Below are 25,760 nucleotides of genomic sequence, written 5' to 3' on the forward strand. Positions count from 1 at the left end.
TCGCCCGGGGGCTGGGGAACAGGACGAAGCCTTGTCGGCCCGCTAACGTTTCAAGGGCGCCGAAATGATCTGGACGAAGGGTTCCGCGGCAGTCTCAGAGCCCCGCGCTTCACCGGCCCGTCGGCTGCTCGTGATATTCAATCCGGCTGCAGGGCGGAGCCAGCGCCGGCGGCTCGCAGCCGTCCTCGACGAACTGGAGAGACAAGGGGCCACGGTCACATTGCGGGAGACCGCACGCGCCGGCGATGCGGAGTGCGCCGCGCGGAGTTGCGGGCCTGACATCGGCGCGGTCGTGGTGGCCGGCGGCGACGGGACGATCAACGAGGCGATCAATGGCCTGATGGCGCGGGAGAACCCGCCGGCGCTCGGGATCATCCCGATCGGCACCACCAATGTGCTGTCGCGCGATCTGCGCATTCCACAGCAGGCGGAGGCTCTGGCACAGCTGCTCGCCCACGGGGCCGCCCGTACCATCTATGTCGGCCGTGCGAATGGGCGGCATTTCTCGCTCATGTGCGGTGTCGGCATGGATGCGCATATCGTCAGCCGCACCAGCCTTCGCCTGAAGAAGAGGATCGGCAAGCTGGCCTATGTCGTGCAGGGATTCCGCGAACTCGTGGCCAACGTGCCGCGCCGCTATCGCGTCGAGATCGATGAGGCGGAGGTGCTGGAGGCAAGCTCCGTCATCGTGGCCAAGAGCCGGCTCTATGGCGGCGAATTTCAGCTCGCCCCACAGGCCGCCGTCGGGAGGCCGGAACTCCAAGTCTGCCTCTTCCTGCGCGGCGGGCGGTTCAGCACGCTTGCCTACATTGTCGGCATGGTCATGGGACATCTCAACCGGATGCCCGACTATCGGACGGTTGCGGCACAAACGGTCCGCATCACCGGCCATGACGGCGAGCCGGCGCAGCTCGACGGAGATCCCGGCGGGTGCCTCCCGCTCGAGATTGGGCTGGGCGAGCATCCGCTCACCGTGATCGCGCCTTGAAGGAGGCGTGCCGTGACGCGCGGTTCAGGAAGGCGGCGCCCAGGCATCCTTAGCGAGGGCAAATCACAGACCGCCTGGATCCTCGTCCTGCGCGCCATTCTCCAGCCATTCGCGGATCACGTTCTCGAGGATCTCTTCAGGCCGCAAGCCATACTGGCGCTGGAGGATCCAATGATGCCCGCCGTCGGGTCCGCCGCCGATGACCGGTACGGCTCCGCGCGACAGAAGCTCTGCGATGCAGCGCCGAACGTAATCCGTCAGAGCATCGCCTTCGAGATCGAAGTCCAGACGCCCTGCCGGCACGATCTGCCAGATGCCCACGGCATCGAGCGGCAATTCATTGGCGACCTGCACGATGTAATCGCTCATCGTGTCGCCGAAGCGCTTACTTCTTGGTTCTTCAGTCACCGCTTGTGTACCTTCTCTCCATTGAGAACAGATGGATGATTGCTGCGAATGACATCAATCGTGATGCCATTATCGCGACTTCACCGGAGGCCAAAAATGGAGCCATCCGGCCGCTGATACCAAAGACCCTCATAAGATCGGGATGGTGTTACGGATTGCGCATCTGAGCCGAGAGCTTCGAGCAGCTCGTTGAATCCTAGTCGTGTGACGGTCCGCGCTCCCTCCGAAGCCCGACCCCATCGAGAGCCAAGCAACTGTCCTCCCGGCCTGAAGATAACATGCAATGGCTTTGCAAGAGGCTCTCCTGTATTCAACTCCCGCAACCGCGTAGTCGCTTGCTGTGCCTCCGATTGGTTGGCCAGGATCTGCCCCTCAAAGCCTTCATAGATGCTGGGCCTGGGCTTCCACGCCGGGTCCCGCCGCTGCACCTCGCGCACCAAGGCGCGGGCCTGAGCGGCCGATATGTCCAAGTGCGCTTCCTGGGCTGGCGTGACCGCATGCGCTCGGCCACCGATGATGCGGTATCCCGAAATTCGGCGCGGTCTGAGCTGCGCGTATTCCGATCGTGGCCCGCCGCCGTTGCCGCCTGTCCATTGTCCGCCAGCGGGCCCGCCGGCGGGAACTCTCGGCTGGTTGGGATCGTACCGCTTGCAGGCTCTCAGGAGGCGAAGCCGTCGCAGTTCCAGCTGGGCGACGGCAAAGTCATAGCGGATCTCCAGCAGGGCATTCCGTGAACCGGCGTATCGACGCATCCATGGCGTTCCCTATCATCATGATATATCATTAGAACAAAATGGGAACATTGTCAAGCTTCGCCGCTCGCCTGGGTAAAACAGCAAAAAGCCCGGCACGAAGGCCGGGCTCTCTCGTTTCGACAAGGAATGGCGTCGATTACGCTGCCATCGCCTTCTTGAGGTTCTCGTCGATCTTGTCGAGGAAGCCGGTGGTGGAGAGCCACTTCTGCTCGGCGCCGACCAGGAGGGCGAGGTCCTTGGTCATGTAGCCAGCCTCGACCGTGTCGACGCAGACCTTCTCCAGGGTCGCGGCGAACCTGGCGAGCTCCGCGTTGTCGTCGAGCTTGGCGCGGTGGGCAAGGCCACGGGTCCAGGCGAAGATCGACGCGATGGAGTTCGTCGAGGTCTCCTTGCCCTTCTGGTGCTCGCGGTAGTGGCGCGTCACGGTGCCGTGGGCGGCTTCCGCCTCGACCGTCTGTCCGTCCGGCGTCATCAGCACGGAGGTCATCAGGCCGAGCGAGCCGAAGCCCTGCGCGACCGTGTCGGACTGCACGTCGCCGTCGTAGTTCTTGCAGGCCCACACGTATCCGCCCGACCACTTGAGCGCCGACGCGACCATGTCGTCGATGAGGCGATGCTCGTAGATGATGCCGGCGGCATCGAATTTCGCCTTGAACTCGTTCTGGTAGACTTCTTCGAAGATGTCCTTGAAGCGGCCGTCATAGGCCTTGAGGATGGTGTTCTTCGTGGAGAGGTAGACCGGGTACTTGCGCATCAGGCCATAGTTCATCGACGCGCGGGCGAACTCGCGGATCGAGTCGTCCAGGTTGTACATCGCCATGGCGACGCCGGCATCCGGGAACTTGAAGACTTCCTTCTCGATGACGGTTCCGTCCTCGCCCTCGAACTTGATCGTCAGGCGACCCTTGCCGGGGATCTTGAAATCCGTTGCGCGGTACTGATCGCCGAAGGCATGGCGGCCCACGATGATCGGCTGAGTCCAGCCGGGCACGAGGCGCGGCACGTTCTTGCAGATGATGGGCTCGCGGAAGATCACGCCGCCGAGGATGTTGCGGATCGTGCCGTTGGGCGACTTCCACATTTCCTTGAGGTTGAATTCCTTCACGCGGGCCTCGTCCGGGGTGATGGTGGCGCACTTCACGCCGACCCCGTACTTCTTGATTGCCTCGGCCGCTTCGACGGTGACCTTGTCGTTGGTGGCGTCGCGGTGCTCGACGCCGAGGTCATAGTACTTGAGGTCGATGTCGAGATAGGGGTGGATCAGCTTCTCTTTGATGAAGTGCCAGATAATGCGGGTCATCTCGTCGCCGTCGAGTTCGACGACCGGATTGGCAACCTTGATCTTCGCCATGATCTCACCTTGCGCTTGAAGAACGGGAACATGCCTGCCCTTCGGCAGGATGGTTGCGGGGGCTATAGCGCGGTTAGGGTCTTGGGGGAAGGTGGGGACAGGACAGGAATTCAGCGGTTCACCGCCTGCCGTGGCATTTTCGGGACCTCGGTGCACATGGCTGCACTGAACAGCGAGTTGACGGTCGCCGCCTTGCTCCGGATCGTCTCCGGAACCTTCCGGTTCCTCACGAGCGCCGCCGTCGCGCCCATCATGGCACGGTCTCACATGCAGGCGCCCTGGCCGACCTGTTCATCGCAAAGGTCGTGTGCCCGGCAGGCCCCCTCTAGAGCGTTGATCGGGGTGGCCCGGTTCGCATCGCCCACACCGCACCAGTTGCCATGAAACAGGGGAGGCGCGCCGGGCGGGGTGCGTGTCTGGGGAACTGCATAAGCCGGCAAGGCAAGGCCCTGGATCAGGCAAAGGCGCGGCGCGAGAAAGTGCAACGCAGTTACATGATAGTCCGTGACGTAGGGAGAATTGCGTGATATTATGACGTTAAGATCGCAGGAAATAAGGGATATCCACGGGTCTGAGTTCCCTTCGGCGGAAAATTCACCACGACACGTGTGCTGTCGCACGGAAAGCCAAGCTTATCCGTAGTTCTGATCCCTTCGTTCCGGCGGTCTCCTCAGAGGCATCAGATCCGAGGCCCTCGGGTCGGGGGTGCCGCCGGAGGGAATTGTGTTGTCAACAAAGGGAGCTGACATGCGTCTTGCTATCATTCTCGGGGCCGCCACCTTGGTTCTGGCCGGCTGCCAGACGGCCGAGCAATCCATGGCCAATGCCGATTCCGTCTGCATGGAATCGGGCTTGAAGCCAGGTACCAAATCCTACGAGCGCTGCCGGAATGCGAATTACCGCAACAATGTCGCGCAATCGAATGCGGCTGCGAGCCAGGTGGCCGTGGGCACGGCGGTCGGTGTGGTCGGGGGAGCCGCCATCGGGGCGGCCTCCCGTCCGCATTACTATTGCGGCTGGGGTTGCTGGTAGGGCGCCGGTCGTAAGCCGGTCCCGCGCCGACAGACCCCTCCGGGCCCGCCCGGAGGGGGGTTCATATGGGTCGCGGCGGAGCATGGTCGCAGGCCCAGGACCGCGGCCGCATCCTGGTCAGCCTGCTCCATCCCTGGACCGGCCCTGGTGTGGAGACAAACAGCCCGAGGTGGCGTAAAGCGACGGGTACCGCTCATCGCGTCCATCGGTCCGACCATGCATCGACCAAGCTTTCTTGCCGCGACCTCCTTGATCGCCGGAATGTCCGCTCTTCGTGCGCAGCCGGACCTGCGGCTTCGGTCCGGCACTGCGCTCTGGGAAGCCCCGTCGCCGACGCATCGCTTTGCACAGAGGCGCTTCGATTCCGCAGACGGGTTGCGCCATTATCGAGCGTTCGTCGCTGTTCCGCTTGCCAATCCACCCGCCGAAGGCTGGCCGGCGATCGTCATGCTCGACGGCAATGCGGCTTTCGACGATCTCCGGCAGGCGGATCTCGATCATGTGCCGGGGACCGTTCTGATCGGCATCGGCTACGAGACCGGCGGGCGACATGACGTGAACGCCCGGACGCAGGACTACACGCCGCCCGTTCCTCCGGAGGACCGCGCCGGTCCGGATGATCCCGACCCATCCGAGAAAGTGGGAGGAGCGGACATCTTCCTCGACCTTCTGGCCGAGCGGCTACTCCCCGAGCTGGCGAAGGACTTCTCCCTCGATCCGGCGCGGCGCTCGCTCTGGGGTCATTCCTATGGTGGCCTCTTCGTGATCCATGCCCTCTTCAGGCAGCCCGACCTCTTCCGGTCCTATTGCGCTGTCAGCCCATCCCTGTGGTGGCATGCGCCGCTGATGCTGCGCAGGGAGGAGACGTCCAAGCGTCGCACAGAGGGGCAGTCCGATGTCGTCATTCTCTACGATGTGACGCAGGACCCGCGCGGCGACGAGCGGCGGAAAGCGCGGATGCTCCAGGGGCGGGCGATGCTCGCCGAAATGCTCGGAAGGCTTGCCGGCCGGCCCGATATCGTCTTAACCCAGCGTGCCTATCCCGGAGAGAACCACGGCTCCATGTTCCAGGTGGGACTGAGGGCAGCCCTCGCCCGTGACATTTCCAACTGATCCGATCCGCGACCCGACCCATGACCGATGCATCGCAGAAGCCCATCATCATCCTCGTGGAGCCCCAGCTGGCCGAGAACATCGGCATGGTGGCCCGAGCGATGGCCAATTTCGGGCTGTCGGAGCTGCGTCTCGTGTCTCCTCGGAACGGCTGGCCCAAGAAGGGGGCGCATTCCGCCGCTTCCGGCGCGACTCATGTGCTGGAGGGAGCAAGGCTTTACGACACGGTCCGCGAGGCCATTGCCGATCTGAACTTCGTCTTCGCGACCACGGCCCGCGAGCGGGGACAGATGAAGCGGGTCTTCGCGCCGGACGAGGCCATGAAGGACGCGCAGCAGCGGCTCGGGGCCGGGCAGGGCATCGGCATCCTGTTTGGACGCGAGCGCACGGGACTCGAGAATGACGAGGTGTCGCTCGCCGATGCGATCGTCACTTTCCCGGTCGATCCGAAGTTTTCGTCCCTCAATCTGGCGCAGGCGGTCCTTCTCGTGTCGTACGAATGGTACAAGCTCGCCACCGGCGGTGCTCTGCCCTTCGATGGCGGCCGGCAGTCGCCGCCGGCGCATCGCGAGACGGTCACGTCGTTTTTCGACTATGTCGAGGCGGAACTCGACGCGGTGAACTTCTATCCCGAAGACAAGAAGCCGACCATGACCCGCAACATGCGGGACATCTTCCTCCGCCTCGAGATGACCGAGCAGGAGGTGCGCACCCTGCGTGGGGCGATTCGTGCCCTTGCAGAAGGAAGACGATTGAGAAAACCTTAATCAAATCGTGGCTTTATAACGACAGGGCCCTATCTGCCCGGTTGGGAAGAGAGTTCGAGACGACGATGCGCCGCTCCCTGCTGCCTGTTCTGCTCCTTGGCGTCTCGGTCGCGGGACCATGGGCTCACGCGGCGACGCCGCCGCAACAACCCGAGCAGGGGCCGGGCGGGCGCGACTACAGGTCGACCGAGATCGTCAAGCGGGCGCTCGGAACAGCGAGCACCGGGACGTTCGTGTTCCATGGCGCCGACACGCCGGCGAAGCCGCGCCCCGTCGTGGTCTTCCTGCATTCCTGGGGAGCCGTGAATCCGGGGCTTTACGGAGGCTGGATCGAACATCTGGCCCGGAAGGGCCATCTCGTTCTGTTTCCCCGGTTCCAGGACGTGAACCGATCCCGACCGGCCGACGCCTCGAATCTCGCCGAAGACCTGATCCAGAATGCTCTCGCGGAGCTGGAGAACGACCCGAACGCCAAGCCGGACAAGAATCGGCTGGCCCTCATCGGCCATTCGGCCGGCATGCCGATCGCGCTCAACATCGCGGCCGGAGCGGGCTCCGGCAAGGTTCCGCCGCCGAAGCTGATCTTCGGCCTCATGCCGGGGGGCATCGCGTCGAACGAGAAGGAGCGCGGAATCCTGCTGCGGGACCTCGCGACCGTTGACCCATCAACCCTGATCATCGCCATGAGCGGCGATCGCGACTACCTGCCGAGCGACCGGGCCTCCCGCCTGATGCTCCAGCAGGCGAGCGCCGTTCCCTCGACCCGCAAGCTGTTCATGCGGGCGTCCTCCGACGATCACGGCTTTCCGGCCCTGACGGCGACCCTGGCATCGCCCGGATCTCCCAAGGCCGATTACGACGCCTCCACCATCAAGCTGCCCCCGGATCCGCCCCGCGATCCCAAGCAGCGGAACACCTGGCGCTGGAGCGCCGATATGGCACTCAGCGGGCCGCAGACCATCCTGACTCAGCAGCTTGGCAACAACGGCACCGATACCCTCGATTTCCTGGCCTTCTGGAAGACCTTCGACATCGCTTCCGAGGCCGCCTTCGCGGGCAGGGACGCGACGGCGCTCCTGCGCGATCCCAAACTCGTCGACATGAGCACGTGGAGCGACGGCTGGCCCGTCAAGCGCCTGTCGGCGCAGATGCCGAAGGGGGATGCGCCGGAGGCGAAGGAGGAGCGAGGCCCGCGCCGCAGGCTCGACATGCCGGCTCCGGGATCCAGGCAGGGCCTCTAGGACTTGTGACCACGTTGCGTTAGTAAGGGTTAGTCATGCGTGTCGATCTTCTGGCAGGGGCGACCTATAATCCTGCCGTCATGCCGTCCCCCGTACCCACCATCCTCGTTTTCGATTCCGGCCTCGGCGGCCTCACAGTCTTTTCCGAGGTGCTCAAGGCCCGACCGGATGCGCGCTTCGTCTATGCGGCGGACGATGCAGGATTTCCCTACGGCCGCCTGAGCGAGGCGGTTCTGGCCGAGCGGGTCGTGGCCGTGATGGAGCGGCTGATCGCCCTTCACAGTCCCGATATCGCCGTGGTGGCCTGCAATACCGCGTCGACGGTCGTGCTTCCCTATCTCCGCGAACGGTTCTCCATCCCGTTCGTCGGCACCGTTCCGGCCATCAAGCCGGCAGCCCGGATGACTCAGACCGGCTACGTGTCGGTCCTCGCCACCCCCGGCACCGTGGCCCGGGATTACACCCGCGATCTCGTCGAGACCTATGCGGCCGGCTGCAAGGTCAACCTCGTGGGCTCGCGCCGCCTTGCGGGGTTTGCCGAGGCGGAGCTTGCGGGCAGTCCCGTCCCGGACGAGGATCTGCTGGACGAGCTTCGGCCCTGCTTCGTCGAGGATGCGGGTGGCCGGACCGACGTGGTAGCGCTGAGCTGCACCCATTATCCGCTGCTCCTCCCGCGCTTCCAGTCCCTGGCGCCCTGGCCGGTGACGTGGATCGACCCGGCTCCAGCCATCGCCCGCCGGGTGGCCCAGCTGATCGGCGAGCCGGTTCCCGGCCACGAGGCCGACGAGAACGAGACCGTGGCCGTGTTCACGAGCGGAGCCGGAATAGGCACGGCGCTCCGCAGGTCCCTGCAGGGCAAAGGCCTGCCGCTGGTGGTCATCGAGGAAATGCCGCTGCTCGTGGGCTGACACGACGGGCTCATCTCCGGTTGACTTTCTGGCTGTTCCCGCCTAAATGCGTCCCGTTCACGCGGTCCTCATGGGCCGCGTAACTTTTTACGCTCCCGTGGCCCGGCTCCGGTCGGCCTGTCGTCCCATCCCTCGAGACAGCCCTTTGGGCCTCCTCGGGAATGATGGGAAGAGGAGGGCGCGTTCCTCGCAAATTCGACAACACAGAGGAACAGCGATGTCGAAGCGCATTCAGGCCAAGCACAAGCTTGACCGCCGCATGGGTCAGAATATCTGGGGCCGCCCGAAGAGCCCTGTGAATCGCCGCGAATATGGTCCGGGCCAGCACGGCCAGCGCCGTAAAGGCAAGATGTCCGACTTCGGCACGCAGCTGCGCGCCAAGCAGAAGCTCAAGGGCTACTACGCCAACATCACCGAGAAGCAGTTCCGCCGCTACTACGCGGAGGCGATCCGCCTGAAGGGCGACTCCGGTGAGAACCTGGTGGGCCTGCTCGAGCGCCGTCTCGACGCGGTCGTGTACCGCGCGAAGTTCGTCGCGACCCCGTTCGCTGCCCGTCAGTTCGTCAACCATGGTCACGTGAAGGTCAACGGCCGCCGCGTGAACATCCCGAGCTATCAGGTGAAGGCCGGCGACGTGATCGAGGTGAAGGACAAGTCCAAGCAGCTCGAAGTCGTCGTCGTGGCGAGCCAGCTCGCCGAGCGCGACGTTCCGGACTACATCGAGGTCGATCACTCCAAGATGACGGCTCGCGTAACGCGCATTCCGACTCTGTCGGAAGTGCCGTACCCGGTCCAGATGGAACCGAACCTCGTGATCGAGTTCTACTCGCGCTAATCCGCGAAAGCCGGTTAGAAATCAGAAAGGCCGCCCTGTGGGCGGCCTTTTTGTCGTCCGGGCCTATTGCTGAACCGGACCGCGCGGCCCGCCCTGATGCATGCCCATCCGGTGATGGTCACGGTCGTGACCCCGACGTCCTCCGCGGTCGGCCCAGCGCGGTCCGTCGATGTCGATCGCCTCCCGCATGAGGCGCGGCGCAATCCGCTTCTGATCTTCGCTGAAGCTGTCCCAGAGCGGTCGCAGGGCGGCGGTGGCCGCAGCCGAGCGCTGCGCGCCCTCGGTCCTCATGGTGCTGCGCCGCTCGAGACGCTGCATGAAATCCATGGACTGGCGCTGTTCGCGGGTCGGGCGCTGCTCGAAGCGTGAGTAACGCTCGGTGGCCGAGGAGCGGATTGCCGTCTCGACAGGGGCCCAGAGCCTCTCCTGGTCGGCGGAGAGCTTCAGCCCGGCCTTGATGGAGGCGATACGGGCATCCACGAGCCGGTTGAAGTCGTCCTGGCTCATGCGGGGACGGCGGTCCTGCCGGCCCTGATCCTGCGACGCCGGCGCGTTCGGCGCAGGACTCTGCTGCGCGATCGCATAGGTGCCTGTGCCGGCCAGCAGGGCAGCAAGAGCAATGGTGGCGATGGTCTTCATGCGGACATCCTCCGTAGTGGCGATAGGATTAGATTGCTCCGCTCCTGCTCTCGCTCAGGTGACCGCCGCATGAACTTTTCGTCATGTGGACAATGTGGGTTCGTCAGAGTCTTTTCAGGAACCCGGCGAAACGCATCAGGCCCTCGGGCCAGGGACCATGGCCGCTTTCCGTATTGACGTGGCCGGCATCGCCCGCGTCGACGATCGCCGCCCCCCAGGCGTAGGCGATGTCTTCCGCCTTGGCATAGTCGCAATGGGGATCGGTCCTGCTGGCGACCAGAACGGACGGGAAAGGGAAGGGATCGCGCGGGATCGGCGCGAAGGCCCGGTCGATGGCCGGGATGAAGTCGGGTCTCTCCACGTCCGGCAGGCTGACCAGGAAGGCGCCGCGAGCCTTCCCGCCGGCGAGTTGCGGCGCCGCATGGGCGACCGCCAGCACCCCGAGGCTGTGCCCGACGAGCACCACCGGCTTCTCGGCCCGTTCCACATCGCGCACGATACGCTCGACCCAGGCATCCTTGTCGGGTGCGTCCCAGTTCTCCTGCTCGACGCGCCAGGCGGTCGAGAGCTGGCGCTCCCAGCGGCTCTGCCAATGGTCTTCGCCGGAATTCGTGTAGCCGGGAACGATGAGGATGTCGCAATCGGAGGTTTTCATGCCATCGAGATAAAGACCCGCACAGGCTGGTTCAAGCGCTCCGCATCAACTCCATGTTCTCCTCCGCCTCCTTCAGGGCGGCTTCGCGCTCAGCGATATAGTCGCGGGTGAGGGGCACCACGTCGTTGCGTCGCGCGAGCTGGAGCTGGAACACCACGGCGTCCTGCCAACGGAAGGCGGATTCTGACATGGCGAGGTAGCACTCCCATATCCGGCAGAAGCGCTCGTCGTAAAGACGCATCACCTCCTCGCGATGGGCCATGAAGCGCTCGCGCCAGGCCTGAAGGGTATAGGCGTAGTGCAGGCGCAGGATCTCGACATCGGTCACGATCAGGCCAGCCCGCTCGATGGCGGGCATCATCTCCGACAGGACCGGCAGGTGGCCCCCCGGGAAGATGTACTTGGTGATCCACGGATTAGTCGGATAGGGCATGCCCGAGCGCCCGATGGTGTGGAGGAGCATGACCCCGTCCTCCTTGAGGAGTTTACGGCTCGCCTGGAAGTAGGCGTCGTAGGAGGCCACACCCACATGCTCGAACATCCCCACCGAGACGATTCGGTCGAACGACCCCTCGGTGGCCCGGTAGTCCTGGAGCTCGAAATGCACGCGATCCTGGAGGCACGCGGTGGCGGATCTTTTGCGCGACGCCTCCAACTGCTCCTGCGAGAGCGTGATGCCCTTTACCGACCCCGCTTCGGCCACCTGAGCCAGATAGAGGCCCATGCCGCCCCATCCCGAGCCGATGTCGAGGACGCTGTGGCCCGGATCGACCATCAGCTTGGCCGCGATGTGCCGCTTCTTGGCCATCTGAGCCTCCTCGAGGCTCGCGTCGGCATGGTCGAAATAGGCGCAGGAATACTGGCGGTCGCCGTCGAGGAAGAGGGAATAGAGCCGGCCGTCGAGATCGTAGTGATGGGCGACGTTACGTCTGGACCGGGCTGCATTGTTCTCGGCACGGCGCATCATGGCGGACCGAATCCGGCGCAATCGATGAAGAGGGAGCTCGTCGAGGGTACCGTGAGTGTCCTGAAGAAGAAGTTGGAGCAGGTCGAGGATGGTGCCCCGCTCGATGACGAGGCGGCCATCCACGAACAATTCGCCGAGCTTCAGCTCAGGATGCAGGCAGAGGGCCATTTGGGCAGCGAGGTCCGTGAACCGGATCGAGACGCGGGGCTCCGAGCCGTCGCCGAAGGTGGAAAGCCGGCCGCTGGCCGTGGTCATCTCGAGGGTGCCGTGTGTCACGGCCCGCGTGAAGGCAAGATCGAGAAGCTTCTCCGACAGCATGGCAACAATCCCGCGCCGTTGATCTCTCAGCGCATCGTGCGGACCCAAAGGCCAGGTCGGCGAAAAGCTGCCCCGGTTTTCCGCCCCGGATGATGCGCTCACGAAGAGAGGGCTCGAACCCGCAAGGGGACGCCCGAGGTGGACGCCCCTATTTGGTCCGTCGCTCTACTGGGGATTGTTGCTCATTGTGGAAATATTTCCAGCCCCTGAGCTATGCGCCGCCTGCGCCGAAGACCCGCGCGAAGATCGTATCCACATGCTTGAAGTGGTAGGCGAGGTCGAAGCAGGTCTCGATCTCGTCCGCCGACAGGTACTTCGTCACGTCGGTATCGTTCTTGAGCAGGGTCAGGAAGTCGCCTTCGCCGCGCCAGACGGGCATTGCGTTGCGCTGGACCAGCCGATAGGCGTCCTCACGGGAAGCGCCCTTCTGCGTCAGGGCCAGGAGAACCCGCTGCGAGTGGACGAGGCCGCCGAGGCGGTCCAGGTTCTTCTGCATATTCTCCGGATAGACCACGAGCTTGTCGATGACGTTGGTGAGCCGCGCCAGGGCGAAATCCAGGGTCACGGTGGCGTCGGGTCCGATCATGCGCTCGACGGACGAATGCGAGATGTCCCGCTCGTGCCAGAGCGCCACGTTCTCCATGGCCGGCATGGCATAGGCCCGGACCATGCGGGCAAGCCCGGTGAGGTTCTCGGTGAGCACCGGGTTGCGCTTGTGCGGCATGGCGGACGAGCCCTTCTGGCCCGCCGAGAAGAACTCCTCCGCCTCCAGGACCTCGCTGCGCTGCAGGTGGCGGACCTCCGTGGCCAGGCGCTCGATGGAGGACGCGATCACGCCGAGCGTGGCAAAATAGATGGCGTGCCGGTCGCGGGGGATGACCTGGGTCGAGACCGGCTCGACCTGCAGGCCCATCTGCTCGGCCACGTATTCCTCGACGCTCGGGTCGATGTTGGCGAAGGTGCCCACGGCGCCCGAGATGGCGCAGGTGGAGACCTCCCGCCTAGCCTCGATCAGCCGAACCTTGCAGCGCTCGAATTCCGCATAGGCCTGGGCGAGCTTGAGCCCGAACGTGGTGGGCTCCGCATGGATTCCGTGGGACCGGCCGATGGTCGGTGTCATCTTGTGTTCGAAGGCCCGGCGCTTGATGGCGGCGAGCAGCTCGTCGAGGTCGCGGAGCAGCAGGTCGGAGGCGCGGGAGAGCTGCACGTTGAAGGTGGTGTCGAGCACGTCGGAGGAGGTCATGCCCTGGTGGACGAAGCGGGCTTCGGGTCCGACGATCTCCGCCAGATGCGTGAGGAACGCGATGACGTCGTGCTTGACCTCGCGCTCGATCGCGTCGATCCGCTCCACGTCGAACGTGGCCTTGGAGCCCTTCTGCCAGACCGTTTCCGCCGCGTCCTTCGGCACGACGCCGAGATTGGCCAGAGCCGTGGTGGCATGGGCCTCGATCTCGAACCAGATGCGGAACTTGGTCTCCGGCGACCAGATGGCCACCATCTCGGGACGGCTGTAACGGGGGATCACAAATCTTCTCCTGCCTGCGGGCGCCGCACCCCTTCAAGAGCCTTGGAGGGGCAGTGGCAGCCGGGTTGGCTCGAATGGTCGGATCGAGGCTGACGATCGTTGCCTGATCGCTATTGGATGCCTGTCTCGAATTCAAGCGCATTCACACCGAAGATCCTCGCTCCGCGGGGTGCCAACCTGATCGGAGCTTGACCTCGTCTTGAATTCGCCTCAAACGCTTGTTTGAAAATCATACAGACGTTTTAATTCAGATGAGGAGCCCGTATGCGTGCCGCTTTCAAAGGGATCATCGGCAAGGCTGCTGAGACTGGTGGAAAGCTCGTCTTGCAGATTACCGTCTCCGTGACCGCAACGGTCTGCGTCGCCGCGATCACGAACACTTATCTGGGCCTTGGAAGGAATGAGGAGGCCGCGGCCCCCCAGGCCCTGGCAAGCGCTGAACCGCATCACGTCGCAAGCCTCCTAAATGCGAATTTCATTGCGGACGGCTTCCGGGCGCGCGTCGCCAGCGTTGACGAGTTCGCGGCCGTCTTCGGGCCGACCGACGACCTCCCGTACTCGCCTCCGCTTGCACGCGAATGGTCGAACGAAACGGTTGCCCTGAAGTCGGACAACCCCGTTCAAGCAACGCCTCGCCAAGTTGTTGCCTCCGCCTGCCTCGACGCGTGCAGCCATCTTCCGGCAATCGGCATCCTTCCTCCGGCTCGCCCGGTCGTCGCTCAGGCGGCGCAAGCAGCGCAGGCCGCCGTGTCCTCTGCAGAGGTCTCCGAGGGCCGGTCGATCGAGATTCTGGGCGTCTCCCTTCCGAGCCTCGTCCCGTTGCCCGGGCGGATCCTCACGACCGTTACGTCCTGGGGCGGTTCCGTGGCCGACCTCGTGCTGAGATGAGCCGCGCCTCCGAACGGACCAGGGAGGCTCTGATCGAGGCCGCCGCCATCGTGTTCGCCGAGAAGGGTTACGAGGGTGGGTCGGTCCGCGACATCACCCGCAAGGCCGGCGCGAACCAGGCGGCGATCACCTATCACTTCGGCGGCAAGGAAGGCCTGTACCGGGAGGTGCTGCGCGTGGCCTTCGCGGCGCTGAAGGAATCAGACGTCCTGGATGCCGAGAGGCTGGATGTTCTGGAGCCGAGGGAGGCGCTGCGGCTCTTCGTGCGGCAGATGCTCCTGCCGCTCCTGAAGCGAACGGTCCTGGCCCGCTACATCCGGATTCTGAACTGGGAGATTCTGCAGCGGACGGACATCTTCCAGGATCTGGCCATGGCGGAGAACGCCTCCCTGGTCACGTCCGCCGAGCGGCTGGTGCGGCGGTTCCTGGGCGAGGAAGCGAGCGCCGAGGAGGTGGCGGTGGCGAGCCTCTGGCTTCTGCATCAGGGCTTCATCTTCGTCCGAGACTACGAGTATCTCACCCGTCCGCCGCACAACCTGAAGGTCGACGAGAGCTTCGTCGACCGCTTGGCCGATTTCCTCACCCGCCTGCTCGCATCCGGGCTGGCGGGAGCAACGTCCTGACCCGGCACGCTGGCCTCAGCGTGCCTTTGCGGCCGCCTCGCGGATGGCCGCCATGTTGGCCGCATAGGCGGAAGGACCACCCTTGAACGTGGCGGACCCGGCGACGAGCACATTGGCGCCGGCTTCGGCCACCAGGGGCGCCGTCTCGGGTGTCACGCCGCCGTCGATCTCGATGTCGATGTTCCGGTCGCCGACCATCTCCTTGATCCGCCGCAGCTTGGTGCAGACGGACGGGATGAAGGCCTGACCGCCGAAGCCGGGATTGACCGTCATCAGGAGGATCAGGTCCACATCGTCGATCACCGGCTCGATGGCCCGTTCGTGCGTGCCGGGGTTCAGAACGATGCCGGCCTTCTTGCCGAGGCTCCGGATGGTCTGCAGAGAGCGGTGCAGGTGCGGTCCCGCCTCGGCGTGGATGCTGATGATGTCCGCGCCCGCCTTGGCGAAGGCTTCGAGGTAAGGATCCACCGGCGCGATCATCAGGTGGACGTCGAAAGGCTTCGAGGTGTGCGGACGCAGCGCCTTCACCACGTCGGGACCGATGGTGATGTTCGGCACGAAATGCCCGTCCATCACGTCGATGTGGATCCAGTCCGCACCGGAGGCGTCGATGGCGCGGATCTCCTCGCCGAGCTTCGAGAAATCGGAGGCCAGGATGGAGGGGGCGATGAGAAGGGGGCGTGTCATGCCGCGCCGGTAGCACGGGCGTTTTCCGGCCGCAACGGGGCATCGCGCCACCGGTTCGAACCAATTGAAGACCACTTGGCTGGGGAGAGGCCCGGTTGCAGCAGGAATTCCATGGACGGCCTCGATCCAACGGGAGTAAAGATGGCCTCGTCACAAGGATACGAACTCGCTGTCCGGGGCCGGACGCGACTTTGAACGGGGCAGAGCCTTCATGCGTAAGGATGTGGTTGTTCTTGGGGCCGGGATCGTCGGCGTGTCGATTGCCGTCCATCTGCAGAAGCGCGGACGCTCGGTCCTGCTGGTCGACCGGCGCAAGCCCGGCGAGGAGACCTCCTTCGGCAATGCCGGCCTGATCCAGCGCGAGGGCGTCTACCCCTACGGCTTTCCGCACGATTTCGGCGCCCTGCTGCGCTATGCCCTCAACAACACCATCGACGCCCATTACCACTGGGCGGCGATCCCCAAGCTCGCGCCGTTCCTGTGGCAGTACTGGATGCATTCGCGTCCCGCCCAGCACAAGGCGATCGCCCGGATGTATGCGCCGCTCATCGAGCGCAGCGTCACCGAGCATATGGCGCTGGCCGAGGAATCCGGCTCCACGCACCTGATCCGCCCGACCGGCTGGATGAAGGTGTTCCGGGACGAGAAGAGCCGCGACGAGCAGTTCAAGGACGCGGAAGAGGTCAAGCGCGATTTCGGCGTCAACTTCGATGCGCTCGACACCCGGGCCGTCGCCGAGCGGGAGCCGCATCTCAAGGTGGAGACGAAGGGCGGCATCCACTGGACCGATCCGGCCTCGGTGTCCGATCCTCACATGCTGACCATGGGATATGTCGGACTGTTCGAGCGTCTCGGAGGCGAGCTCGCCTCCGGGGATGCCCGGACGCTGGAGGAAACGCCGACCGGCTGGCGCATCCAGACCGAGAAGGGGCCCGTGGACGCCGACACCGTGGTCATCGCCCTGGGTGCCTGGGCGGACGTGGTGACGACGAAGCTCGGATACGATCTGCCCCTGGCGGTCAAGCGCGGCTACCACATGCACTACAAGCCCGAGGGCAATGCGGTGCTCAACCGGCCGACCCTGGATTTCGACCGGGGCTATTTCCTCGCCCCCATGTCGAAGGGTGTCCGCCTCACCACGGGCGCCGAATTCGCCAACCGCGACGCGCCGAAGACCCCGGTCCAGCTCCAGCGTGCCGAGCCGATCGCGCGCGACTTCTTTCCCCTGGGCGAGCGGGTCGATCCGGAACCGTGGATGGGCATGCGGCCCTGCACGCCGGACATGATGCCGATCATCGGTCCCGCCCCGAAGCACAAGAACCTGTGGTTCGGCTTCGGACACGCCCATCACGGCCTGACCCTCGGGCCGGTCACTGGCCGCCTGCTGGCCGAGATGATCACCGGCGAGACCCCGGTGGTCGATCCGAAGCCCTACCGGGCAGAGCGGTTCTAGGCGAGCGCGAAGCGGTCCCGCCAGGCCGGCTGCGCGCCCGGATAGGGCAGGGCCGTCGCCTCGTAGACGCCTCGTGCGATAGCGCGGCTCAGGCAGTCGGCAGCGAGCGCCGTCAGCTCGGTGAACTCCGCCGCCTCATCGCCCAGCGGCCTCCGGCCGGTGGCGGCGGCGAAGATCGTGTCGCCGTCGAACAGGGCATGGGAGAAGCGCAGGCCCCGGGCGAGACCCGCATGGGACGCGACGGCGAGGCGCTTGGCCTGGGCCTTCGTCAGGACGGCGTCGGTGGCGACGAGGGCAATGGTGGTGGCCGGCTGCGGGCCGCCCTTCCAGACGAGCCTGCGATGGTCCGGACCGACCCGCGCAGGATGGCCGTGACCGCCGAACTCGCGACCTTCCTCCAGGGCGCCGGCCCAGAAATGCGGGCCGTCTCCGATGACCGCCGAGGCGATGCTGTTGACCACCACGAGGGCGCCCACCGTATGGCCCGAGGAGGTCAGGGCGCTCGCCGAGCCCAGGCCGCCCTTCAGGTTTGCCGTGGTGGCGCCGTAGCCGCCGCCGGCGGTGCCGAGGGCGAAGTCCGGGCCGGCCTGCCGGGCCGCCTCGTAGCCGAGCTCCCGGTAGGGCGGGTAGCGGCCCCAATCCTTGTCGCCGCCGTTGACGAGATCGAAGATCGACGCCTGGGACACCAGGGGCACGAGCGCGTCGCGGACCGCGAAGCCGATCCCCTGCTCCCTCAAGCAGGCCTGGACGCCGCTCGACGCATCGAGCCCGAAGGCGGATCCGCCGGAGAGCACCACGCCATGGATGGCCGGCACCATCTTGTCCGGGTCGAGGAGGTCGGTCTCCCGGGTCGCCGGGGCTCCGCCCATGGCGAAGACCGAGGTGACGGCCGGCTCGTCGAAGAGCGCGACGGTCACGCCCGAGCCGAGACCGGCGTCCTGGGCGTTGCCGATGCGCAGGCCTGCCACGTCCGTGATGAGATTGCGGCTTTGTGTCATGCAGCGAGCAAACCGGAAATCGGCCGCCTTCACAAGCTGGCGAACCGGCGCTTCACCGCCTTTCTCGGGGAGGCGTGACAGGATAGAAGGCTTCCATGCTCAGTGTTTCCTATCCGGCCGCGGCGCTCGGCGGCCTCATCAGCTTTCTCAGCCCCTGCGTCCTGCCGCTGGTGCCGCCCTACCTGTCGTTCCTGGCCGGCACCACCTTCGACCGCCTCAGCGCGGGCGACGACCGCGCCGTGCGCCAGCGCGCGGTCCTGGCCGCCCTGCTGTTCGTGGCCGGCTTCTCGACCGTCTTCGTGCTGCTGGGCGCGACGGCCTCGGCCCTGGGCCAGGCCATCCGGCAGTATCTCGATGTCCTGAGCACGGTGGCCGGCATCGCCATCATCGTGATGGGGCTGCATTTCCTTGGGCTGTTCCGCATCGGGCTGTTCTACCGCGAGGCCCGCTTCACCGTCGCCCGGCCGGTGGGCCTGTTGGGCGCCTACGTGATGGGCCTCGCCTTCGCGTTCGGCTGGACGCCCTGCATCGGCCCGGTCCTGGCCGCGATCCTCACCGTGGCGGGCTCGGAGGACAGCGTGTCCCGCGGAGCCTTGCTGCTCGCCGCCTATTCGGCGGGCCTCGGCATCCCCTTCCTGCTCGCCGCCTTCGCCATGAAGCCGTTCGTGGCGCTGTTGAAGCGCATGCGCTCCCGCTTCGCCCTGGTCGAGAAGGTCATGGGCGTCCTCCTCGTCCTCACCGGCATCGCGTTCCTCACCGGCTGGATCACCACCATGTCGTTCTGGCTCCTGGAGACGTTCCCGGCATTGGGGCGGCTGGGATAGGCCGACCTTCGCGAAGCCCGGCCTCGAACGAGGATTTCGCCCTCGCCGTCATCGTTCGGTTCGCGCCGGTAATCTCGATACTGCGAGGCGCGGTGGGTGTCCGATAGGGATGGCCGGCTCTGACCCCTTCGACGTCATCACCGGGCTTGTCCCGGTGATCTCGATTGCTTGAAGCGCGGAGCCTCACCGGATCGGGATGGCCGGCACAGGGCCGGCCATGACGTGGCAGGGTCGGGTGACGGGGGAGCGTCGCGCTGCGGTGCGGGTTCGTGATCTGTGGACTGTCAAAGAGCCAGCACCTGTGGGCCCGCAGCTTGCGCTGCGAGCCTGTCAGGATGATCGAGGGTGGCGCGAGTGGCAGCCCGGCTCGATGTCTGAGGTGATAAGCGAGAGCCAAGCTGCTCGTCGCGCACGGTTCTTTTCAGGCGGACCAGCTGGACGGAGCCCAAGGTCGGCCTCCTGCGCGCCCAGGGGTGCGAAGCCTGTCGCAGGACCGTGCCGGCTCCCACACTTGCGACGCCTCGCGAGCGCGCCCCTCGCAGGAACCGATCTGAACAACGATATAGCTTAGCTTGCACCTGCTGTCAAGAACAAAGTGAGAACACATCGTTGCGCAGACGCTCCCACGGCATCACCGGCCCTGTGCCGGTGATCCAGATCCAGGACGCGCCGCGCCTCACCGCAGCGGGATGGCCGGGACAAACCCGGCCATGACGGGGAGGGTGGAATGACGGGCTGAGGATGACCGGAACAGGCCTGGCCATGACAGGCCCCACCTGCTGAGGAGAGGGTGGCGCGGCGGAAGGGGCGCGGGACAGGGCCGGGCGTGACGGCAAACGACGCGGCACAGGAATCGGGTCGTGGGGACAGGCAGGGCTTGGCATTCTAGAGCTCCATCAAGGAGACCATTCATGTCCTTCCGGATCCGCGGCCTCGAGGCCGAGCCTTTCGCCCCCTTGTTCGAGATGGCCGATCGCGACCTCGAAGCAATCGGGGCCAAGCGCGTCTATGCGGACGAGCCCGATGCCTTTCCCTGCCGGGTGTCGCTGACGCGGGCTGCCGTCGGCGAGGAACTGCTGCTGCTCAACCACGCCCATCAGACGATCGCCACGTCGCCTTACCGCGCGGCCGGCCCGATCTTCGTCAGCCGATCCGGCCGACCAGGAACCTACCAGGGCGAGTTGGCGCCCATGCTGCGGGACCGGCTCCTGTCCTTGCGGGCCTATGATGAAAACGCCTTCATCGTGGATGCCGAGGTGGCCGAAGGGGCGGAGGTGCTGCGCGTGATCGAGCGCTTCCTCGCCGCTCCGCAGGTGGCGCATGTCGATGCCCATTTCGCCCGGCGTGGCTGCTTTGCCGCCCGGATCGAACGGGCCTGATCAGGTCTCGTGATCGACCGTGTGTCCGGCCTCCCTGAGCGCCGCAACGGCGCCCTGCGCATCCCCGGCCTTCACCAGCACGTAGTCGGTGCTGAAGGTCGAGGTGGCGAAGATGCCGATGCCGGCCTGGGCCAGGGGGGCGAGAACGGACGCCAGAATACCCGGAACGCTGAAATCGAAACTCTCTCCGATGCGGAAGCAGCGCCAGCCGACATCGATCTCCGCCCCGGGTGGAGCCTGATCGATCGGGCAGACGAGGGTGGTTTCCTCGGAGGCCTGGACCAGAAGCGAGAACGATCCCGGCAAGGGGGCTGCCATCGGCGTGCCCGGCGGGAAGCGGCAGACCGCGTAGACGTCCCTGAGCAGGGAGAGATTGAGGGCGGGCATCGTTGCTCCGTTCCTAAGAGGGCGGGCGTATGTTGACCGTTCGCGTCATCACCGGCCTTGTGCCGGTGATCCCGAATGCTCGAAGCTCCGTGCTTCATCAGATCGGGATAGCCGGGACAAGCCCGGCCATGACGGTCGGAAAGACACATCCAGTTTTTGATCGTGGCCGGATCTTGAACAAGACTTCCATAAGAAAACCCGCCCTGTCGCCAGGGCGGGTCTGGTCGGTTGGCCATCAGGCCGGTCGATTACATGGCGAGTTCGTTGCCGGTGTAGTCGATCTTGCCGTCGGCGCCTTTCTTCCAGACGTACATGATGTAGTCCGGACGTGTGATGTCGCCCTTCTTGTCGTAGGAGATGTCGCCGATCACGGTCTTGAAGGGCTTGCCCGACTTCATGATGTCGGCGACCTTCTTGCCGTCGGTGCTACCGGCCTGCTTCGCAGCTTCCGCCAGGATCTGGGTGGCTGCATAGCTGTAGAGCGTGTAGGCTTCCGGCTCGTAGTTCTTGGCCTTGAACTTGGCCACCGCGTCCTTCGCGTTCGGATTCTTGCGCGGATCCGGCGAGAAGGTCATCAGGGTGCCGTCGGCGCCGGGGCCGGCGATCGACACGAACTCGGCCGACACGATGCCGTCACCCGACATGAGCGGGGCGTTGAGGCCCTGGTCGCGCATCTGGCGGATGATGAGGCCGGCTTCGGTGTGAAGACCACCGAAGTAGACGACGTCCACGCCGGCCTGCTTCAGCTTCGACACGAGAGCCGAATAATCCTTCTCGCCCGGGTTCACGCCTTCATAGACGACTTCCTTCAGGCCCTTCGCGTTCATGGCCTTCTGGGTCTCGTCGGCAAGTCCCTTTCCGTAGGGGGTCTTGTCGTGGATGACCGCGACCTTCTTGCCCTTGAACTTGTCGGAGAGATAGGCGCCGGCAACGGCGCCCTGCTGGTCGTCGCGACCGCAGGTGCGGAAGGTGTTCCACATGCCGCGCTCGGTGAACTGCGGGTTGGTCGAGGCCGGGGTGACCTGGACGATGCCGGCTTCCTCGTAGACCTGCGAGGCCGGGATCGAGACGCCGGAGTTGAAGTGGCCGACGACGAACTTCACGCCTTCAGCGGCGAACTTGTTCGCCACGGACACGCCCTGCTTGGGGTCGGACACGTCGTCGCCGACGACGATCTGCAGCTTCTGGCCATTGATGCCGCCGGCTGCGTTGATGTCTTCGACGGCCTGCTCGACGCCGTTCTTCAGCTGGGCGCCGAAAGCCGCGTTCGGGCCGGTGATGGGGCCAGCAACGCCGATCTTGATCTGGGCGCTGGCAGCGCTGGAGAAGGCGAGGCCAAGACCAAGCGCCACGCCGGTCAACAGCATTTTTTTCATGAGGTCACTCCTCTGGGTGGTTTTATAGGCCCCTCTTCCTCGTGGGGCCGGTTTGACGGTAGACCCGTCATCCAAGGTTACATCATGCTGGTTTTTAAGCGGATGTCACCTGGGATTCTTTTGTGCGGGAGCATCGGACCCGAAAGTGGTTTCCACTTTTGGGATCAAACCGATGCCCGCCCTTTTTAAAGCGGCGCATCGTTTGGTGCGGAAAGCCGGGACCACCTTTCCGAACGATGCGCTTAGCCCTTGGCAGGAGACGCCTTTTCCCGCCAGGAGAACGGGCCGGTCCGCTCATAGAGCCAGCGGTACTGGGTGGTCATCATGCGGGCGCGGCGATACTGGAATCCGAGCGCCCCGATGATCAGCAGCACGATGGTGTCGATGGCGTAGTAGTGGATCGACAGCAGCGTCCCCCCGAACAGGGCGAAGTGGATGAAGCGCACCGCGGCGCCGAGGATGAACAGGTAGAGGATCAGGGTCCAGAAGGGACGCCAGGTGAGGGCGATGGCACGCCCGGTCATCCAGGCGGCCCAGCCGCCCATGATCACGGTGATGAGAAGGAAGAGCCAGATCGACGGCTCTTCGTACAGGATGCCCTGCATCAGTGATGCCCCCCTTCGAGATAGGCCGACCGGACCTGCGGATCGTTGAGAAGATCCTTCCCGGTGCCGCTCATGGTGATGTTGCCCGTCACCATCACGTAGCCGCGATGGGCCAGCTTCAGCGCGTGGTAGGCGTTCTGCTCCACGAGGAACACGGTCATGCCGTCCTTCTCGTTCAGTTCCTTGATGATCTCGAAGATCTGCTTCACGATCAGGGGCGCGAGACCCAGGGACGGCTCGTCCAGGAGGAGGAGCTTCGGCCGGCTCATGAGCGCGCGGGCGATCGCCAGCATCTGCTGCTCGCCGCCCGACAGGGTGCCGCCGCGCTGCTGGAGACGCTCCTTCAGGCGCGGGAACAGGGTGCAGACCCGCTCCAGATCCTGGTCGAAATGGGCCATGTTGTGCAGGGACGCGCCCATCTGCAGGTTCTCGAACACCGTCATGCGCGGGAAGATGCGCCGGCCTTCGGGCGACTGGGCGATCGACATGCGGGCGATCTCGTGGGTCGGCATCCGGGTGATGTCCTGACCCGAATAGGTGATCTTGCCCTCGCGGGCCCGCGGATTGCCGAAGATCGTCATCATCAGGGTCGACTTGCCGGCCCCGTTGGCTCCGATCAGGGTGACGATCTCGCCCTCGTGGACGTCCATGTCCACGCCCTTGAGGGCGATGATGTTGCCGTAATAGGTCTTCACGCCCCTGACGCTCAGAAGCGGCTGGCGGGCCGGGGAGACCTGGCTCTGCATCGCGATGTTTGCTCCAGCGGTGCTCATGCGCCGACCTCCGCCTCGACCTTCTCGACTTCGTCATCGGCCACGCCGAGATAGGCGGCGATGACCTTGGGATCGTTCCTGACCTCGGCGGGGGCGCCGTCCGAGATCTTGGTGCCGTAATCGAGCACCACCACGTGGTCCGAGATCTGCATCACGACCGACATGTCGTGCTCGATCAGGAGGATCGACGTGCCGTTGTCCTTGCGGATCGACAGGAGCAGCTCGTTGAGCTCCAGGGATTCGCGCGGATTGAGGCCGGCCGCAGGCTCGTCGAGGCAGAGCAGGAGCGGGTCCGTGCACATGGCGCGGGCGATCTCCAGGCGGCGCTGGTCGCCGTAGGGAAGGTCGCCAGCCGGGTCGTCGGCCCGGTGGATCAGCCGGGCCTTCTCGAGCCAGTACTTGGCCTTCTCGATCGCTTCCTTCTCGGCCTTGCGGTAGCCGCCGATGCCGAGAACGCCCAGGAACGTGAAGCCCGAGGCGATCATCAGCGGGTTGTGCTGGGCCACCAGCAGGTTCTCCAGCACGGTCATGCCGGAGAACAGGCGGATGTTCTGGAAGGTGCGGGCGACCTTGCCCTTCCAGTTGATGTCGTAACCCGGCAGCCGCTCCAGGAGCAGGTGCGAGCCGTCGGGCTTGCGAAGGGCCACCATGCCCTCGGACGGCTTGTAGAAGCCGGTGATGCAGTTGAAGACCGTGGTCTTGCCCGCTCCGTTGGGCCCGATGAGGGCGGTGATGTCGCCGCGCCCGGCCTGGAAGGAGAGGTCGTTGACGGCGACGAGACCGCCGAAGCGCATCGTGAGATGCTGTACGTCGAGGATGGGATCCTGCAGCCAGCGCATTAGCCGTGTCCTTCCTTCACGAGCGAGCCGGAGATGGCCTTGCGCTCTTTCAAGATCACCGAGGGTTCACGTTCCGAGATCAGGCCGCGCGGACGCCACACCATCATGGCCACCATGCCCACGCCGAAGAGCAGGAGGCGGTATTCGTTGGGGTCGAAGCCGGCCCCGAAGATGGCCTGGAGGAAGGTCAGGTTGCGCAGGACCTCGGGGCCGCCGACCAGCACGATGGCGGCGATCGCCACGCCGATCTGCGAGCCCATGCCGCCGAGCACCACGATGGCCAGGATGATGGCCGATTCCAGGAAGTTGAAGCTCTCCGGAGAGACGAAGCCCTGGCGGACCGCGAAGAACGAGCCGGCGAAGCCGCCGAACATGGCCCCGATGGCGAAGGCCGTCAGCTTGGTGTTGGTGGTGTTGATGCCCAGAGACCGGCAAGCGATCTCGTCCTCGCGCAGCGCCTCCCAGGCGCGGCCCACGGGCAGCTTGCGCAGGCGCATGGTGACGAAGTTGGTGATCAGGGCCAGCACCAGGATCAGGTAGTAGAGGAAGATGATCCGGTGCATGCCGTTGAATTCGAGCCCGAAGGTCTGGGCGAACCCGCCTTCGCCGGCCGTGAAGGGCAGGCCGAAGAAGGTCGCGCGCGGGATCGACGAGATGCCCGCGCCGCCGTTGGTCAGGTCCACCCAGTTGATGAGCACGAGGCGGATGATCTCGCCGAAGGCGAGCGTCACGATGGCCAGATAGTCGCCGCGCAGGCGCAGCACCGGGAAGCCGAGGATCATGCCCCAGAACGCCGCCAGGATGCCGGCGAGCGGCAGGCAGATCCAGAACGACAGGCCGAAGGTGGTCGAGAGCAGGGCGTAGGAATAGGCCCCGACCGCGTAGAAGGCCACGTAGCCCAGGTCGAGCAGGCCGGCGAGGCCCACCACGATGTTGAGGCCCCAGCCGAGCATCACGTAGGTGAGGATCAGGATGCCGAGATCGACCCAGTAGCGCGACTCGTTCAACCCGCCCTGGATCAGGTAGATGATGAGCGGGAAGGCAACGGCGATCCCGAGAAAGAGCGGGATGGCGAACTTGGAGACGTGCTGATAGGCGCTCGGCTCCGCATGGACCGGCTCCGTCGCCTGATGGGAGCTGGGGGTGGCCTGGCGGTAGGCCCGCGAGGCCGTGAAGGCGTGGAGAAGAAGGCGCAGGCCGAACACGATGACGCAGATGGTCGCCACCAGGCCCCAGCGCGGGGTGAGGAAGAGGTCCGCGCCGGACTGGTCCGTCTTGTAGGACAGGATCGGGATCGAGAGGCCCAGCGTGATCAGCGCGGTCCGGAGCGAGTCCTTGAGGGCGGCGCCCAGGTCGAAGGTCCGGGTCACGGCCTGGGTCTGCTCGGCAGTGGTGATGGAAGGAGCGTTCATGGCTCTCAGGGCTC

The 25,760-nt window shown here is 65.2% G+C and carries 27 protein-coding genes; 12 read left to right on the forward strand and 15 right to left on the reverse strand.

Going from position 1 to position 25,760, the window contains the following annotated elements:
• The first annotated feature begins 64 nt into the window (after window positions 1–64).
• Window positions 65–988, forward strand: coding sequence for a diacylglycerol/lipid kinase family protein (locus HPT29_RS08640; protein WP_173949493.1), 924 nt, complete (start codon window positions 65–67; stop codon window positions 986–988).
• A 63-nt stretch (window positions 989–1,051) separates the two neighbouring features.
• Here the strand turns inward: HPT29_RS08640 and HPT29_RS08645 are convergent, their stop codons facing one another.
• The 3 genes from HPT29_RS08645 to HPT29_RS08655 form a co-directional block, all read right to left on the reverse strand.
• On the reverse strand, window positions 1,052–1,357 hold the full coding sequence (locus tag HPT29_RS08645) for a hypothetical protein (RefSeq protein WP_210272350.1): 306 nt from the start codon (window positions 1,355–1,357) through the stop codon (window positions 1,052–1,054).
• A 930-nt stretch (window positions 1,358–2,287) separates the two neighbouring features.
• Entirely contained in the window at window positions 2,288–3,502 is a 1,215-nt protein-coding gene (locus HPT29_RS08650) for an NADP-dependent isocitrate dehydrogenase (RefSeq protein ID WP_173949491.1), read from the reverse strand.
• 110 nt (window positions 3,503–3,612) lie between these two features.
• Window positions 3,613–3,756 carry a hypothetical protein gene (locus tag HPT29_RS08655; protein ID WP_173949490.1) on the reverse strand — a complete coding sequence of 48 codons (144 nt, stop codon included), beginning with the start codon at window positions 3,754–3,756 and terminating at the stop codon, window positions 3,613–3,615.
• A gap of 493 nt (window positions 3,757–4,249) precedes the next feature.
• Between HPT29_RS08655 and HPT29_RS08660 the strand changes: the two genes are divergently transcribed.
• The 6 genes from HPT29_RS08660 to rpsD all read left to right on the forward strand — a co-directional run bounded on the left by HPT29_RS08660 (window position 4,250) and on the right by rpsD (window position 9,398).
• Entirely contained in the window at window positions 4,250–4,534 is a 285-nt protein-coding gene (locus HPT29_RS08660; protein ID WP_173949489.1) for a hypothetical protein, read from the forward strand.
• A gap of 261 nt (window positions 4,535–4,795) precedes the next feature.
• Complete coding sequence (locus HPT29_RS08665) at window positions 4,796–5,647, forward strand: alpha/beta hydrolase (protein WP_173949488.1); 852 nt, start codon at window positions 4,796–4,798, stop codon at window positions 5,645–5,647.
• A 20-nt stretch (window positions 5,648–5,667) separates the two neighbouring features.
• Window positions 5,668–6,414 (forward strand): RNA methyltransferase, encoded by a 747-nt coding sequence (locus tag HPT29_RS08670; protein WP_173949487.1) that lies wholly within the window; start codon window positions 5,668–5,670, stop codon window positions 6,412–6,414.
• Between the two features lie 65 nt (window positions 6,415–6,479).
• Window positions 6,480–7,655: an alpha/beta hydrolase family protein gene (locus tag HPT29_RS08675; RefSeq protein ID WP_173949486.1), complete on the forward strand. Its 1,176-nt coding sequence runs from the start codon at window positions 6,480–6,482 to the stop codon at window positions 7,653–7,655.
• Window positions 7,656–7,690: 35 nt separating this feature from the next.
• On the forward strand, window positions 7,691–8,563 hold the full coding sequence (gene murI, locus HPT29_RS08680) for a glutamate racemase (protein ID WP_173949485.1): 873 nt from the start codon (window positions 7,691–7,693) through the stop codon (window positions 8,561–8,563).
• Window positions 8,564–8,780: 217 nt separating this feature from the next.
• Window positions 8,781–9,398, forward strand: coding sequence for a 30S ribosomal protein S4 (rpsD, locus tag HPT29_RS08685; protein ID WP_009494134.1), 618 nt, complete (start codon window positions 8,781–8,783; stop codon window positions 9,396–9,398).
• Window positions 9,399–9,461: 63 nt separating this feature from the next.
• Here the strand turns inward: rpsD and HPT29_RS08690 are convergent, their stop codons facing one another.
• The 4 genes from HPT29_RS08690 to purB all read right to left on the reverse strand — a co-directional run bounded on the left by HPT29_RS08690 (window position 9,462) and on the right by purB (window position 13,502).
• Window positions 9,462–10,037 carry a Spy/CpxP family protein refolding chaperone gene (locus HPT29_RS08690; protein WP_173949484.1) on the reverse strand — a complete coding sequence of 192 codons (576 nt, stop codon included), beginning with the start codon at window positions 10,035–10,037 and terminating at the stop codon, window positions 9,462–9,464.
• A gap of 103 nt (window positions 10,038–10,140) precedes the next feature.
• Complete coding sequence (locus HPT29_RS08695; RefSeq protein WP_173949483.1) at window positions 10,141–10,692, reverse strand: RBBP9/YdeN family alpha/beta hydrolase; 552 nt, start codon at window positions 10,690–10,692, stop codon at window positions 10,141–10,143.
• A 31-nt stretch (window positions 10,693–10,723) separates the two neighbouring features.
• On the reverse strand, window positions 10,724–11,977 hold the full coding sequence (locus HPT29_RS08700) for a cyclopropane fatty acid synthase (RefSeq protein WP_173949482.1): 1,254 nt from the start codon (window positions 11,975–11,977) through the stop codon (window positions 10,724–10,726).
• Window positions 11,978–12,188: 211 nt separating this feature from the next.
• Complete coding sequence (gene purB / locus HPT29_RS08705; protein WP_173949481.1) at window positions 12,189–13,502, reverse strand: adenylosuccinate lyase; 1,314 nt, start codon at window positions 13,500–13,502, stop codon at window positions 12,189–12,191.
• 264 nt (window positions 13,503–13,766) lie between these two features.
• Between purB and HPT29_RS08710 the strand changes: the two genes are divergently transcribed.
• Together HPT29_RS08710 and HPT29_RS08715 are read left to right on the forward strand one after the other, a co-directional pair.
• On the forward strand, window positions 13,767–14,390 hold the full coding sequence (locus tag HPT29_RS08710; protein ID WP_210272349.1) for a hypothetical protein: 624 nt from the start codon (window positions 13,767–13,769) through the stop codon (window positions 14,388–14,390).
• Complete coding sequence (locus tag HPT29_RS08715; RefSeq protein WP_210272348.1) at window positions 14,387–15,013, forward strand: TetR/AcrR family transcriptional regulator; 627 nt, start codon at window positions 14,387–14,389, stop codon at window positions 15,011–15,013. The genes HPT29_RS08710 and HPT29_RS08715 overlap by 4 nt, the downstream gene beginning before the upstream one ends.
• Window positions 15,014–15,028: 15 nt before the next feature.
• Here the strand turns inward: HPT29_RS08715 and rpe are convergent, their stop codons facing one another.
• Window positions 15,029–15,700 (reverse strand): ribulose-phosphate 3-epimerase, encoded by a 672-nt coding sequence (gene rpe / locus HPT29_RS08720; protein WP_173949478.1) that lies wholly within the window; start codon window positions 15,698–15,700, stop codon window positions 15,029–15,031.
• Between the two features lie 211 nt (window positions 15,701–15,911).
• Here rpe and HPT29_RS08725 point away from each other — a divergent pair, with 211 nt between their 5' ends.
• Window positions 15,912–17,153 (forward strand): NAD(P)/FAD-dependent oxidoreductase, encoded by a 1,242-nt coding sequence (locus HPT29_RS08725; protein ID WP_173949477.1) that lies wholly within the window; start codon window positions 15,912–15,914, stop codon window positions 17,151–17,153.
• On the opposite strand, the gene HPT29_RS08730 is transcribed toward HPT29_RS08725, so the two are convergent.
• Complete coding sequence (locus HPT29_RS08730; RefSeq protein ID WP_173949476.1) at window positions 17,150–18,151, reverse strand: P1 family peptidase; 1,002 nt, start codon at window positions 18,149–18,151, stop codon at window positions 17,150–17,152. The genes HPT29_RS08725 and HPT29_RS08730 overlap by 4 nt on opposite strands.
• A gap of 95 nt (window positions 18,152–18,246) precedes the next feature.
• On the opposite strand from HPT29_RS08730, the gene HPT29_RS08735 reads away from it, so the two are divergent.
• Window positions 18,247–18,975 (forward strand): cytochrome c biogenesis CcdA family protein, encoded by a 729-nt coding sequence (locus tag HPT29_RS08735; protein ID WP_173949475.1) that lies wholly within the window; start codon window positions 18,247–18,249, stop codon window positions 18,973–18,975.
• Between the two features lie 911 nt (window positions 18,976–19,886).
• Window positions 19,887–20,354 (forward strand): DUF1203 domain-containing protein, encoded by a 468-nt coding sequence (locus tag HPT29_RS08740; protein WP_173947650.1) that lies wholly within the window; start codon window positions 19,887–19,889, stop codon window positions 20,352–20,354.
• Here HPT29_RS08740 and HPT29_RS08745 read toward each other — a convergent pair whose 3' ends face one another.
• The 6 genes from HPT29_RS08745 to livM form a co-directional block, all read right to left on the reverse strand.
• Entirely contained in the window at window positions 20,355–20,741 is a 387-nt protein-coding gene (locus tag HPT29_RS08745) for an ACT domain-containing protein (RefSeq protein WP_173947649.1), read from the reverse strand.
• A 248-nt stretch (window positions 20,742–20,989) separates the two neighbouring features.
• Entirely contained in the window at window positions 20,990–22,117 is a 1,128-nt protein-coding gene (locus tag HPT29_RS08750) for a branched-chain amino acid ABC transporter substrate-binding protein (protein WP_173947648.1), read from the reverse strand.
• 242 nt (window positions 22,118–22,359) lie between these two features.
• A complete protein-coding gene (locus tag HPT29_RS08755) occupies window positions 22,360–22,722 on the reverse strand; it encodes a DUF6867 family protein (RefSeq protein WP_173947647.1) in 363 nt (120 codons plus the stop codon).
• Window positions 22,722–23,495 carry an ABC transporter ATP-binding protein gene (locus tag HPT29_RS08760; protein ID WP_173947646.1) on the reverse strand — a complete coding sequence of 258 codons (774 nt, stop codon included), beginning with the start codon at window positions 23,493–23,495 and terminating at the stop codon, window positions 22,722–22,724. The genes HPT29_RS08755 and HPT29_RS08760 overlap by 1 nt, the downstream gene beginning before the upstream one ends.
• On the reverse strand, window positions 23,492–24,334 hold the full coding sequence (locus HPT29_RS08765) for an ABC transporter ATP-binding protein (RefSeq protein WP_173947645.1): 843 nt from the start codon (window positions 24,332–24,334) through the stop codon (window positions 23,492–23,494). Before HPT29_RS08765 ends, HPT29_RS08760 begins: the two co-directional genes overlap by 4 nt.
• A complete protein-coding gene (gene livM / locus HPT29_RS08770) occupies window positions 24,334–25,746 on the reverse strand; it encodes a high-affinity branched-chain amino acid ABC transporter permease LivM (protein WP_173947644.1) in 1,413 nt (470 codons plus the stop codon). The genes HPT29_RS08765 and livM overlap by 1 nt, the downstream gene beginning before the upstream one ends.
• Between the last annotated feature and the right edge of the window lie 14 nt (window positions 25,747–25,760).

The sequence above is a fragment of the Microvirga terrae genome, from assembly GCF_013307435.2.
Taxonomy (GTDB): Bacteria; Pseudomonadota; Alphaproteobacteria; order Rhizobiales; family Beijerinckiaceae; genus Microvirga; species Microvirga terrae.

Excerpts from the sequence above, each read along its gene's own strand:
- HPT29_RS08695 (WP_173949483.1), bottom strand. The coding sequence starts at position 10,692 with ATGAAAACCTCCGATTGCGACATCCTCATCGTTCCCGGCTACACGAAT.
- rpsD (WP_009494134.1), top strand. The coding sequence starts at position 8,781 with ATGTCGAAGCGCATTCAGGCCAAGCACAAGCTTGACCGCCGCATGGGT.
- HPT29_RS08670 (WP_173949487.1), top strand. The coding sequence starts at position 5,668 with ATGACCGATGCATCGCAGAAGCCCATCATCATCCTCGTGGAGCCCCAG.
- HPT29_RS08745 (WP_173947649.1), bottom strand. The coding sequence starts at position 20,741 with ATGCCCGCCCTCAATCTCTCCCTGCTCAGGGACGTCTACGCGGTCTGC.
- HPT29_RS08730 (WP_173949476.1), bottom strand. The coding sequence starts at position 18,151 with ATGACACAAAGCCGCAATCTCATCACGGACGTGGCAGGCCTGCGCATC.
- HPT29_RS08655 (WP_173949490.1), bottom strand. The coding sequence starts at position 3,756 with ATGATGGGCGCGACGGCGGCGCTCGTGAGGAACCGGAAGGTTCCGGAG.
- rpe (WP_173949478.1), bottom strand. The coding sequence starts at position 15,700 with ATGACACGCCCCCTTCTCATCGCCCCCTCCATCCTGGCCTCCGATTTC.
- HPT29_RS08645 (WP_210272350.1), bottom strand. The coding sequence starts at position 1,357 with ATGAGCGATTACATCGTGCAGGTCGCCAATGAATTGCCGCTCGATGCC.
- HPT29_RS08710 (WP_210272349.1), top strand. The coding sequence starts at position 13,767 with ATGCGTGCCGCTTTCAAAGGGATCATCGGCAAGGCTGCTGAGACTGGT.
- murI (WP_173949485.1), top strand. The coding sequence starts at position 7,691 with ATGCGTGTCGATCTTCTGGCAGGGGCGACCTATAATCCTGCCGTCATG.
- HPT29_RS08765 (WP_173947645.1), bottom strand. The coding sequence starts at position 24,334 with ATGCGCTGGCTGCAGGATCCCATCCTCGACGTACAGCATCTCACGATG.
- livM (WP_173947644.1), bottom strand. The coding sequence starts at position 25,746 with ATGAACGCTCCTTCCATCACCACTGCCGAGCAGACCCAGGCCGTGACC.
- HPT29_RS08755 (WP_173947647.1), bottom strand. The coding sequence starts at position 22,722 with ATGCAGGGCATCCTGTACGAAGAGCCGTCGATCTGGCTCTTCCTTCTC.
- HPT29_RS08650 (WP_173949491.1), bottom strand. The coding sequence starts at position 3,502 with ATGGCGAAGATCAAGGTTGCCAATCCGGTCGTCGAACTCGACGGCGAC.
- HPT29_RS08640 (WP_173949493.1), top strand. The coding sequence starts at position 65 with ATGATCTGGACGAAGGGTTCCGCGGCAGTCTCAGAGCCCCGCGCTTCA.
- HPT29_RS08690 (WP_173949484.1), bottom strand. The coding sequence starts at position 10,037 with ATGAAGACCATCGCCACCATTGCTCTTGCTGCCCTGCTGGCCGGCACA.
- HPT29_RS08665 (WP_173949488.1), top strand. The coding sequence starts at position 4,796 with ATGTCCGCTCTTCGTGCGCAGCCGGACCTGCGGCTTCGGTCCGGCACT.
- HPT29_RS08760 (WP_173947646.1), bottom strand. The coding sequence starts at position 23,495 with ATGAGCACCGCTGGAGCAAACATCGCGATGCAGAGCCAGGTCTCCCCG.
- HPT29_RS08715 (WP_210272348.1), top strand. The coding sequence starts at position 14,387 with ATGAGCCGCGCCTCCGAACGGACCAGGGAGGCTCTGATCGAGGCCGCC.
- HPT29_RS08735 (WP_173949475.1), top strand. The coding sequence starts at position 18,247 with ATGCTCAGTGTTTCCTATCCGGCCGCGGCGCTCGGCGGCCTCATCAGC.
- HPT29_RS08675 (WP_173949486.1), top strand. The coding sequence starts at position 6,480 with ATGCGCCGCTCCCTGCTGCCTGTTCTGCTCCTTGGCGTCTCGGTCGCG.
- HPT29_RS08725 (WP_173949477.1), top strand. The coding sequence starts at position 15,912 with ATGCGTAAGGATGTGGTTGTTCTTGGGGCCGGGATCGTCGGCGTGTCG.
- HPT29_RS08740 (WP_173947650.1), top strand. The coding sequence starts at position 19,887 with ATGTCCTTCCGGATCCGCGGCCTCGAGGCCGAGCCTTTCGCCCCCTTG.
- HPT29_RS08750 (WP_173947648.1), bottom strand. The coding sequence starts at position 22,117 with ATGAAAAAAATGCTGTTGACCGGCGTGGCGCTTGGTCTTGGCCTCGCC.
- HPT29_RS08660 (WP_173949489.1), top strand. The coding sequence starts at position 4,250 with ATGCGTCTTGCTATCATTCTCGGGGCCGCCACCTTGGTTCTGGCCGGC.
- HPT29_RS08700 (WP_173949482.1), bottom strand. The coding sequence starts at position 11,977 with ATGCTGTCGGAGAAGCTTCTCGATCTTGCCTTCACGCGGGCCGTGACA.